This window comes from Mixta mediterraneensis (assembly GCF_030283135.1).
Classification (GTDB): Bacteria; Pseudomonadota; Gammaproteobacteria; order Enterobacterales; family Enterobacteriaceae; genus Pantoea; species Pantoea mediterraneensis.
The window spans coordinates 1-1,652 of the sequence record NZ_JASUAZ010000119.1 but is presented as its reverse complement, the minus strand read 5'-3'; the positions used below and the strand labels follow the sequence as shown (position 1 = coordinate 1,652).

Sequence of the window (1,652 nt, the reverse complement as noted above, 5' to 3'; positions counted from 1 at the left end):
AACCAACCTTCAAAGTAAGTGCCTTTAGACCCTGTCTCTTTCTTTTCGCAGGCGAACATTTTCTCGTTAGGCAATCGCCCAGTCACCATGTCTGGCTTATCCTGAATGATTTTGAGTGGTTCGCCACCATTTGCCTTTATAGCTGACAGACATTCTTGCATTGAATGAAATTCAGCTTTCATGACGCTATCAGCCATAGTATTTCCAGCGACTAAAAAGGTAGAAATCAGAACAGCGATCTTAAATTTCATAGCATAATCCATTGTAAGTGGGTTCAAATTCGGCGACCTATTAACGATTCTATTTAATTAAAAATTACAAATCACTAATTCTTTCCGTGGCGTAGCTTTACCTGTGACCTTCAGGTTGTAGCTGATATCAACTGTCTGAATGTTCAGTCCGTTGAACGCCTGCCGCATTTCAGGGATATCGTTCACCGATATAATCATTTTCCCTTTGATGTTCCGCGCCAGTTCCGACATGTGGATGTAGTTCCCTATCGGAAAATCCACGCCATAGCCCTCTGTTCCCCAGTATGGTGGGTCACAGTAGAACAGCGTATGCGGGCGATCATATCGCTCTATGCACTGGTGCCAGTCCAGATGCTCTATCAGCGTTCTCGACAGACGCAGGTGTGCCATCGACAGTTCTTCCTCAATACGCAGCAGATTGAAGCGCGGCGCACTGGTTGTAGAGGTACCGAATGTGTGATCCGCGACCTTGCCTCCAAATGCTTGTTTCTGCAGGTAGTAGAACCGAGCTGCACGCTGAATGTCGGTGAGCGTTTCTTCCGGCGTATCCTGCAACCATTTGTAAATCTGACGGCTGACCAGCGCCCATTTGAACTGGCGGACAAATTCTTCCAGATGATGCTTGACCACTCGATAGAGGTTCACCAGTTCCCCGTTGATATCGTTAATGACTTCGATCTTGCTGGGAGTCTTGAGAAAATAGAGCGCAGCTGCCCCGCAGAACGGCTCCACATAGCAGGTGTGGGCCGGGAACAGCGGCAGAATATGCTTAGCCAGACGACGTTTGCCGCCAATCCATGGAACGATAGGTAAAGATTGTTCTTTCATTATCCGTAAGCCTTTTGCAATCAATGAAAATATGGCAGGCTAGTCATGTCTCGCGAGACTGACTGAACCTTGGTCGGCTCACAGTGCATACCTGTGGGTTGATGACCAGCCTGGTGTTAGAGCACCGGGCTGGTCGTTCTTTCACTGTCAGAATGAGGTTGGGGATGTTCGGCGGCTATTAACGCGGTTTACTGGATATCGGCATACAGCCTCGTCATTTAACTGGTTTGATAAGGATGTCCCCCTGTTGGAAAAGTATTACACGCTCGATTCTGCAAATAGTTTGTATCCATTCTGTCGCGTATCTTTAGGGCACTACCCGCCTGAACAGCCTGAATTAGCTGATTTCCTTAATCAGATGTACCCGGATGGTTTGTCAAATCATGGTCGAAACTATCTCTATAATCCGGGGCCTATAATGGATGGTGGTGGCGAGAACGGCGAAGGTGTCAATACCGATCGAATTCTGACCCACCCTGCCAAAGTAAAACTGACCCACCCCCTTTGAATCATTCGAGCGTTGTTGCTTTCGTTTTCTTCTGGAGTTGACCGCTTTTCAGCTTATCTTTCAGT

The 1,652-nt window shown here is 47.5% G+C and carries 3 protein-coding genes; 1 reads left to right on the top strand and 2 read right to left on the bottom strand.

Annotation, left to right across the window (positions count from 1 at the left end; all coding sequences use genetic code 11):
• On the bottom strand, positions 1-251 hold a 251-nt coding region (locus tag QRY16_RS21875; RefSeq protein WP_289778050.1), incomplete at its 3' end, for a hypothetical protein.
• A gap of 57 nt (positions 252-308) precedes the next feature.
• Positions 309-1,079 carry a DNA adenine methylase gene (locus QRY16_RS21870; protein WP_045285379.1) on the bottom strand — a complete coding sequence of 257 codons (771 nt, stop codon included), beginning with the start codon at positions 1,077-1,079 and terminating at the stop codon, positions 309-311.
• 247 nt (positions 1,080-1,326) lie between these two features.
• Between QRY16_RS21870 and QRY16_RS21865 the strand changes: the two genes are divergently transcribed.
• Positions 1,327-1,587 (top strand): hypothetical protein, encoded by a 261-nt coding sequence (locus QRY16_RS21865; protein ID WP_289778049.1) that lies wholly within the window; start codon positions 1,327-1,329, stop codon positions 1,585-1,587.
• Positions 1,588-1,652 lie beyond the last annotated feature (65 nt).